Raw genomic sequence first — 8,030 nt, forward strand, 5'->3', positions numbered from 1 at the left:
GGCGGTATCTGGCTACCGCCGCCCCGGTCCGTAGAGCACCTGCCCGGCGCGCCGGCCGTTGTGCCGGCCTTCGCGCACCGTCAGGCGGCCGTTGACCAGCACGTATTTCATGCCCACCGAATACTGGTGCGGCTGGGCGAAGGTGCTGCGGTCCTGCACCGTGGCCGGGTCGAACACGACCAGGTCGGCGGCGTAGCCGGGGCGCACGAGGCCCCGCCCTTCCAGGCCGAAGGTCTGGGCGGGCAGGCTGGTCATGCGGCGCACGGCTTCTTCCAGAGTCAGCACCTGCAGCTCGCGCACGTAGCGGCCGAGCACGCGGGCGTTGGAGCCATAGCCGCGCGGGTGCGGTACGCCCTCGCGCCACACCCGGATGCTGGCGTCGGAGGCCACCATGTTCTGCGGGTAGCGCATGATCTGCTGCACGTCCGGCTCGCTCATGCCGTGAAACACGGAGCTGGGGTCGTGCTGCAGCACCAAGTCGAGGATGGTGGCGGCTTCGGCCCGGGCCCGGTGGCGCCGGCCCAGCCGCTGGTTGATCTGCTCGATGCTCAGCCCGTTCAGCGCGGTGTCGGGCGGGAAGCTGGCCACCACTGCGTAGCTGAAGTGGCGCAGCCCGCGCGTGCGCAGGCGGCGCAGCAGGGCCGCTTCCACGGCCCGGCGCACGGCCGGGCGGGCCAGCCGCGCCCGCAGCGAGTCGCGGCCGTCGGCCTGCACGTCGTCGGGCAGCAGGGTGCTCAGCGAGGTGGAGCTGGCCGTGTACGGGTACTGGTCGATGGTGACTTCCTGGCCGGCGCGGCGGGCTGCTTCGATCAGGCCGAGCAGATCGGCGGCCCGGCCCCAGTTCTGCTGCCCGCTGAGCTTGAGGTGGGAAATCTGCACCGGCAGCCCGGCCTCGCGGCCCACGCGCAGCGCCTCCCCGATGGCCTGCCGCACGCTGTCGCCTTCGTTGCGCATGTGGGTGGCGTAGAGGCCGCGGTGCCGGGCCGCCACGCGGGCCAGCCGCACTAGCTCGGGGGTACGCGAGTAGGTGCCGGGCACGTAAATCAGCCCCGACGACAGGCCCATCGCCCCGGCGCGCATGGCGCTGTCGACCAGGGCTTCCATGCGCGCCAGCTCCGCCTCGGCCGGGGCGCGGCGGGCGCGGCCCAGCACGGCCTTGCGCACCGTGCCGTGGCCGATGAGCGAGGCCACGTTGACGGACAGCCGGGCGCTGTCGAGCACATGGAAGTAGCGGCGCAGGTCGAGGCGCGAGGAACCGCAGTTGCCGGTTACCACCGTCGTCACCCCGTCGTGCAGGAAGTTGTCGGCCGTGGGCTGGCGCAGCTCGTCGTCCTCGATGTGGGTGTGCACGTCGATAAAGCCCGGCGCGACGACCAGGCCCTGCGCGTCGAGCACGGTGTCGGCCGGGTAATCGGCGGCGAGGCGGCCGACGGCCACGATACGGCCCTGGCGCACGGCCACGTCGCCGTAAAACCAGGCGTTGCCAGTGCCGTCGAGCACGCGGCCGTGGCGAATCAGGAGGTCGGCGCGGGGCTGCTGGGCCTGGGCGCGCAGGGGCTGGCTCAGCATCAGGGCGCCGGCGAGCAGCGGCAGCAGGTATTTCATGGGAAGGCAGAACGGGCGGGAAGCTGCAAGGTATGGCCGTTTCGGGCCGGGTGTACGCGGCCTTGCAGCGCCTGCCTGGCGGGGCGGCGGTTCAGCCGGTGGGTACCATTCGAGCGGACGCGGGCTGCAGCCCGCGCTACGGGGGCGGCTTTCCCAACCGCCGCATGACCGGCGGCCTTCGGCCAAAACATCTGGCGCGGCAGGCGAGTTAAACACCCTTATTCTACCAGCCACGGCCCGCCACCGGGCCGCGGCGCTACTTCCGCTTTTTGCTCATGCAACACCGCGAACTAGGCCGCTCGGGCCTGCATATTGCGCCGCTCGTGCTCGGCGGCAACGTTTTTGGCTGGACGGCCGACGAGGCTACCTCGTTTCAGATCCTGGACGCCTTCGTGGACTGGGGCGGCAACGCCATCGACACGGCCGACGGCTACTCGGTGTGGGTGCCGGGCCACGTGGGCGGCGAGTCCGAAACCATCATCGGCCGGTGGCTCAAGCGCCGCGGCCGCCGCGACGACCTAATCATCGCCACCAAAGTAGGCTGGGAAATCACGCCCGAGCAGAAAGGCCTGTCGAAAGCGTACATCCTGCGCACCGTGGAAGGCTCGCTGAAACGCCTGCAGACGGATTACATCGACCTGTACCAATCGCACAAGGATGACCCGACGGTGTCGGTGCAGGAGCCGCTCGAAGCCTACGCCCACCTGATCCGGGAGGGCAAGGTGCGTGCCATCGGGGCCTCCAACTTTTCCGCCGCGCGCCTCACCGAAGCCCTGCAGGCCAGCGAGCAGCACGGCCTGCCGCGCTACGAAACGCTGCAGCCGCTCTACAACCTCTACGACCGCGCCGACTTCGAGCAGCAGCTCCGGCCGGTGGTGCGGCAGTACGGCCTGGGCGTGATTCCCTACTACGGGCTGGCCGCGGGCTTCCTGACGGGCAAGTACCGCTCCGAAGCCGACCTCTCGCAGAGCGCCCGGGGCGGCGGCGTGGGCCAGAAGTACCTGAATGAGCGGGGCCTGGGCATTCTGCAGGCCTTGGACGAAGTGGCGGCCCGGCACCAAGCCACGCCGGGACAGGTGGCGCTGGCCTGGATCATGGCGCAGCCCGGCCTGACGGCGCCCATCGCCTCGGCCAGCAACGCCCGGCAGGTAGCGGAACTCCTGCCGGCCCTGCAGCTGCAGCTCGCCCCCGAAGACCTGACGGCCCTGGACCAGGCCAGCCGCGAGTAGCCGCAATCGGCGCCGGGTTTCGGCCGCCCGCCGTGTACCCGTCAGATGACACTCCGCAAAAAGGCCCCGGGCACGATGCTCGGGGCCTTTTAGCTGGTCGGAGCGGTGGGCCGTCGGCCCGGTGGTTGTCAGCTGCTGAAACGCCGGCTGCCCAGGCGCCGCTGCAGGGCCCGCGCCACCATGAAGTGCACCGGAATCATCAGGGCCATGCAGAGGGTCAGCTGCCAGAGGCCGGAAAAGTCGTGAGGGCCGTCCGTCACCCGGAGCACGTCGTGGCTGAGGCGGTAGAGGATGTTGCCGCCCCAGTGCGCGCCCACCGTGTACCACAGGTTGCGGGTGATGACCAGCGGCACGGCAAACCCCACGCCGAGCACGAACAGATACGTGAGCTGCGTGGGGCCGCTGCCCAGCGCGTAAACGTGATTCAGCACGTACACTGCGGCCGAGAGCAGCACAAAGGCCGCCGCGGGCAGGCGGGCCGGCAGGTGGCGCAGCAGGTAGCCGCGGGTCAGGATGTCTTCGGCCAGGGAAGGCAGAAACGTGCCCAGCCCAAACAGCAGCAGGCCCTGCCCCAGCGCGGCGGGCGGCGGCCAGCGCTGCACGGTTTCAATGCCCAGCCCGAGCCGCCCGGCAAAAGCCAGCGCGTGGGCGAGCAACCCGAGCAGCAGGCCCAGGCCCAGCAACGCCGCGCCCCGGCGGCCCCCACCCAGCCCCCAGGCACTCAGGCCCGTGTACCCCTGCCCCCGCGCTACGGCATAGGCCACGCCCACGCAGGCCAGCAGCAGGCCCAGAAACAGCGGCACGTGCTGGTGAAAGCGCATGGCGTACTCGGCGGCATGGTAGGGGGCGGCTAGCAGCGCAAAGCCCGCGACGGGGTGCAGCCGGCGCCGGACGCGCGCGGGCCGGGGCTCGGCTATCGACAGAGGGGACATGCTGGCGGGGGGCTCCGCCCGGGGCCGGCCGGCGGTGGCGGGCCCGGACGGGCCGCAAATATAGCAGCAGCCCAATCCTTGAAAAAGGCCGCCGGCCTAGGCCTCGTCCAGCAGCCAGCGCTCGGCCTCCTGCTCGTGGTCGAAGTACTGTAGCGTCAGGGGAACGTGCCCGACCTGCGACACGATTTGACTGGTAGCCAGCCGGTTGAACAGGTTAAACGCCTGGATAATCGCGCCTCGGTTGTAGCCGCAGCGCCGCACGGTGGAGGGCACCCACTCGTCGGCCAGCCAGCGCTGCATGGCGGCCGAAATGGGCGGCATGTGACGGTGGTCGGTCAGGATGCGCGTCAGCCCAAACGTGCACAGCGCTTCGGTGGCGGCCTCGTACAGGGCCCGCACGTGCGCGTCGCGCGAGGGCGCCCGGTGCCAGTCGAGCCGGATGTAGCCGACGGGATGGTGCAGGATGCGGCCCGCGGGATTGTCGAAAAACAGCGTGGCCTGAGCAGATGAGTCGAGTAACGTCATGGCTAAACGATAGGAAGACGAAAGTAACAGACTTAGCCTCTGAGGTTGCAAAACGGGGGCCGGCCGCGCGTCGACTGGCAACGTTCCCGACATCGATTGCGCAGAAAAAACCCTACCCCGGCTTGCACGCCGCCCCGGAAAGCCGCAACTATCGAATGGTGAGTGAAATGCCCCGGTGCCGGCCGCTGCTTTCGGGCAGTTTGGCTGGTGCCGCGGGCTGTTGCGTTTTCCCACTCTACTGCTTACGTATGCGCGTTCATTTTGCTGCTTTCGGGCTGCTACTGCTGGTGCTGACGGCCTTTGTGGCGCCGGCGCCCATCCGGGTGTACCTCATCGGCGACTCCACCATGGCCAACAAGGAGGTGAAGGCCTTTCCCGAAACCGGTTGGGGCACGCCCTTCGCCGTGTTCTTCGACGAAACGGTGACCGTGGACAACCGTGCCCAGAACGGGCGCAGCACCCGCACCTTCATCGCCGAAAACCGCTGGCAGCCCGTGGCCGACGCGCTGCGCCCCGGCGACTACGTGCTGATCCAGTTCGGCCACAACGACGAGGTGCCCACCAAGCGCAGCTACACCACCGAAACCGAGTTTCAGCAGAACCTGCGGCGGTTTGTGCTGGAAACACGGGCTAAAAAGGCCACGCCGGTGCTGCTCACGCCCGTGGCGCGGCGCAAGTTCGACGCAGCCGGCAAGCCGGAGGACACCCACGCCGCCTACGCCGAGCTGGTGCGCCAAGTGGCCCGCGAAAACCAAGTGGCCCTGATCGACCTAAGCCAGACGAGCATGGCGCTGCTGCAGCAGTTCGGGGTGGAAAACTCCAAGCTGTTGTTCAACCAGCTGCAGCCCGGCGAGCATCCCAACTACCCCGACGGCCGCGACGACAACACGCACTTCTCGGAGCTGGGGGCCCGCAAGATGGCCCAGCTGGTGCTGGCCGACCTGCGCGCCCAGCAGCTGGAGCTGGCCGACCGCGTGGTGAAGCGCGAGGTTAAGAAAGCCGTTGACGTGCAGGCCAAGTAGCCCCGAACCCCTCCGTTATGATGCCTGCTTTCCTGCGCCGCGCCTGGGCGCTGGGCCTGCTGATGCTGCTGGCGGCCTTCACGGCCCCGCCGCCCCAGAAGACCACAATTTACTTGATCGGCGACTCGACCATCGCGCAGAAAGTGCGGCCGGTGTTTCCCGAAACCGGCTGGGGCATGCCGCTGGCCACGTTCTTCGATACGACGGTGGTGGTGGACAACCGTGCCCAGAACGGGCGCAGCACCCGCACGTTTCTGGCCGAAAACCGCTGGCAGCCCATCGTCGACGCGCTGCGCCCCGGTGACTACGTGCTGATCCAGTTCGGCCACAACGACGAATCGGAGGCCCACCCCGACCGCTACACCTCGCCGGAGGACTACCGCCGCAACCTGGTGAAGTTCGTGACCGAGACGCGGGCCCGCAAGGCCACGCCGGTGCTCATCACGCCCGTGACGCGCCGCAAGTTCAAGGACGGCCGGCAGCAGGAAACCCACGTGGCCTACTCCGCCGCGACGATGGAGGCGGCCCGGGCCCAGAAAACGCCGCTCATAGACCTGGACCGGCTGAGCCGCGAGCTGCTGCAACAGTTCGGCGAGGAAAACAGCAAGCTGCTGTTTCTGCAGTTGCAGCCTGGTGACCACCCCAACTACCCCTACGGCAAGAACGACAACACGCACTTTTCGGAGCTGGGGGCCCGCAAAATGGCCCAGCTGGTGGTAAGCCAGATCGTGGCTCAGCGCCTGCCCGGCCTGGCCGACCACCTCGCCCAGCCCACGGCCAAGAACGCCGTGCCGCCCACCGCCACCGGCAAAGACGCCCAACCCACTACCCCGTGAAGCACCTCCTTTCCCTTGTTTGTCTGAGCTGGCTGCTGCTCGGCCGGGCCTTCGGCTACGATTTCGTGGTGGCTCAGGACGGCTCCGGGCAGTTTCGCACGGTGCAGGAAGCCTTCAACGCGGTGCCCGATTTTCGCAAGAAGGTCACCACCATCTTCGTCAGGAAGGGCACTTACAAGGAAAAGCTCATCCTGGCCGGCTCCAAGCACCTGGTGCGCCTCATCGGCGAGGACCGGGAGCTGACCATCCTGACCTACGACGACTACAACCAAAAGAAAAACATCTTCGGGGAGGACAAGGGCACCTCCGGCTCGGCCAGCTGCTACCTCTACGGCCCCGACTTCACGGCCGAAAACCTCACCTTCCAGAACTCCTCGGGGCCCGTGGGCCAGGCCGTGGCGCTGTGGGTGGCCAGCGACAAAGCCCGCTTCAAGAACTGCCGCTTCCTCGGCTTCCAGGACACGCTCTACACCTACGGCTACGGCGCGCGGCAGTACTACCAGGACTGCTACATCGAGGGCACGGTGGACTTCATTTTCGGCTCCTCGACGGCGTGGTTTGAGAACTGCACCATCTTCTGCAAGCAGCAGGGCTACGTGACGGCCGCCTCCACCCCCGACAGCGTCCGCTACGGCTACGTGTTCAACAACTGCCGCATCACCGGCGACGCCAAGGCGGGCACCTTTCTGCTCGGGCGGCCCTGGCGGCCCTACGCCAAAACGGTGTTCTTGCGCTGCGAGCTGGGCGCCGTCATCGGTCCGGCCGGCTGGGACCATTGGGGTAACGAAAAGAACAAGCAGACGGCCCGCTACGCCGAGTACCAGAACCGCGGCCCTGGCGCTCAGCCCCAGCAGCGCGTGGCCTGGGCGCGGCAGCTCACCGACCAGGAAGCCCGGCAATACACCCTGCGGAACGTCTTCCGCAACTGGAACCCCCAGCAAGACCTGTGAGGACGCTTTGCCGGCCGCTACTGGCGGCCGCCCTGCTGCTCAGCACCGCGGCCGCCGCCCAAACCACCGCCGAACCCAACGCCGCCCGCGCCGCCGCCCTGGCTCCGGCGCGTCCCCGCTTGGTAGTGGCCCAGGACGGCTCCGGCGACTTCCGCACGGTGCAGCAGGCCGTGGATGCCGTGCCCAATCAGCCTCAGCAGGCCGTGACCATTTTCATCAAGCGGGGTACGTACCGCGAAAAGCTGGTGGTGCCCGCCCTCAAGACGCGCCTGACGCTGCTGGGCGAAGACCGGGACGCGACCATTCTCACCTACGACGACCACGCCGGCGCGGGCGGCATCAATACCTACACCTCGCACTCGGTGCTGGTGCAGGCCAATGACTTTCGGGCCGAAAACCTGACGTTCCAGAATACAGCGGGCCGCACCGCTGGGCAGGCCGTGGCCCTGCACGTGGAGGGCGACCGGTGCGCCTTCGTGGGCTGCCGCATCGTGGGCGACCAGGACGCGCTATTCCTGGCCACCGACCACAGCCGGCAGTACTACCGCGACTGTTACATCGAGGGCACTACCGACTTCATCTTCGGGGCCAGCACGACCGTGTTTGAGCGCTGCACCATTCACAGCAAGAAAAACTCCTTTATCACCGCTGCCTCCACCACCGAGCGGCAGCGTTACGGCTTCGTGTTTCTCGATTGCACCCTGACGGCCAACTCCACCCTGGCCACCAAGGTGCACCTGGGCCGGCCCTGGCGGCCCCACGCCCGCACCGTGTTCCTGCGCACGCGCATGGGCGGCCACATCGCCCCGGCGGGCTGGGACAACTGGAAAAACCCGGCTAACGAGCAGACGGCCTACTACGCGGAATACGGCATTGCTACAGTATCATAGATAGGGTACCGTTTTTCTTAGCGCGCAGCAGGAGTACCGCT

General features: G+C 68.1%; 8 protein-coding genes. 5 read left to right on the forward strand and 3 right to left on the reverse strand.

Translation table 11 applies throughout. The features are described 5' to 3' along the window. Positions 1-12: 12 nt before the first annotated feature. Positions 13-1,605, reverse strand: coding sequence for an N-acyl-D-amino-acid deacylase family protein (locus ACYVKQ_RS22685; RefSeq protein WP_460677661.1), 1,593 nt, complete (start codon positions 1,603-1,605; stop codon positions 13-15). Positions 1,606-1,880: 275 nt separating this feature from the next. Between ACYVKQ_RS22685 and ACYVKQ_RS22690 the strand changes: the two genes are divergently transcribed. After that, positions 1,881-2,834 (forward strand): aldo/keto reductase, encoded by a 954-nt coding sequence (locus ACYVKQ_RS22690; protein WP_460677662.1) that lies wholly within the window; start codon positions 1,881-1,883, stop codon positions 2,832-2,834. Positions 2,835-2,962: 128 nt separating this feature from the next. On the opposite strand, the gene ACYVKQ_RS22695 is transcribed toward ACYVKQ_RS22690, so the two are convergent. Further along, on the reverse strand, positions 2,963-3,766 hold the full coding sequence (locus tag ACYVKQ_RS22695; RefSeq protein ID WP_460677663.1) for a lysostaphin resistance A-like protein: 804 nt from the start codon (positions 3,764-3,766) through the stop codon (positions 2,963-2,965). Positions 3,767-3,862: 96 nt separating this feature from the next. After that, the gene (locus ACYVKQ_RS22700) at positions 3,863-4,291 is read right to left on the reverse strand and encodes a hypothetical protein (protein WP_460677664.1); all 429 of its coding nucleotides are present in this window, start codon (positions 4,289-4,291) and stop codon (positions 3,863-3,865) included. 248 nt (positions 4,292-4,539) lie between these two features. On the opposite strand from ACYVKQ_RS22700, the gene ACYVKQ_RS22705 reads away from it, so the two are divergent. The 4 genes from ACYVKQ_RS22705 to ACYVKQ_RS22720 are packed head-to-tail and all read left to right on the forward strand — an operon-like array spanning position 4,540 to position 7,989. After that, a complete protein-coding gene (locus tag ACYVKQ_RS22705) occupies positions 4,540-5,313 on the forward strand; it encodes a rhamnogalacturonan acetylesterase (protein ID WP_460677665.1) in 774 nt (257 codons plus the stop codon). Between the two features lie 17 nt (positions 5,314-5,330). Continuing rightward, positions 5,331-6,149: a rhamnogalacturonan acetylesterase gene (locus ACYVKQ_RS22710; protein WP_460677666.1), complete on the forward strand. Its 819-nt coding sequence runs from the start codon at positions 5,331-5,333 to the stop codon at positions 6,147-6,149. Further along, the gene (locus tag ACYVKQ_RS22715; protein WP_460677667.1) at positions 6,146-7,099 is read left to right on the forward strand and encodes a pectinesterase family protein; all 954 of its coding nucleotides are present in this window, start codon (positions 6,146-6,148) and stop codon (positions 7,097-7,099) included. Before ACYVKQ_RS22710 ends, ACYVKQ_RS22715 begins: the two co-directional genes overlap by 4 nt. After that, positions 7,096-7,989, forward strand: coding sequence for a pectinesterase family protein (locus ACYVKQ_RS22720; protein WP_460677668.1), 894 nt, complete (start codon positions 7,096-7,098; stop codon positions 7,987-7,989). The genes ACYVKQ_RS22715 and ACYVKQ_RS22720 overlap by 4 nt, the downstream gene beginning before the upstream one ends. The last annotated feature ends 41 nt before the right edge of the window (positions 7,990-8,030 follow it).

The organism is Hymenobacter coalescens (genome assembly GCF_054783195.1).

Bases quoted from the DNA above. Each gene is read 5' to 3' on its own strand.
- ACYVKQ_RS22700 (WP_460677664.1), bottom strand. From the start codon at position 4,291: ATGACGTTACTCGACTCATCTGCTCAGGCCACGCTGTTTTTCGACAAT.
- ACYVKQ_RS22685 (WP_460677661.1), bottom strand. From the start codon at position 1,605: ATGAAATACCTGCTGCCGCTGCTCGCCGGCGCCCTGATGCTGAGCCAG.
- ACYVKQ_RS22710 (WP_460677666.1), top strand. From the start codon at position 5,331: ATGATGCCTGCTTTCCTGCGCCGCGCCTGGGCGCTGGGCCTGCTGATG.
- ACYVKQ_RS22705 (WP_460677665.1), top strand. From the start codon at position 4,540: ATGCGCGTTCATTTTGCTGCTTTCGGGCTGCTACTGCTGGTGCTGACG.
- ACYVKQ_RS22690 (WP_460677662.1), top strand. From the start codon at position 1,881: ATGCAACACCGCGAACTAGGCCGCTCGGGCCTGCATATTGCGCCGCTC.
- ACYVKQ_RS22695 (WP_460677663.1), bottom strand. From the start codon at position 3,766: ATGTCCCCTCTGTCGATAGCCGAGCCCCGGCCCGCGCGCGTCCGGCGC.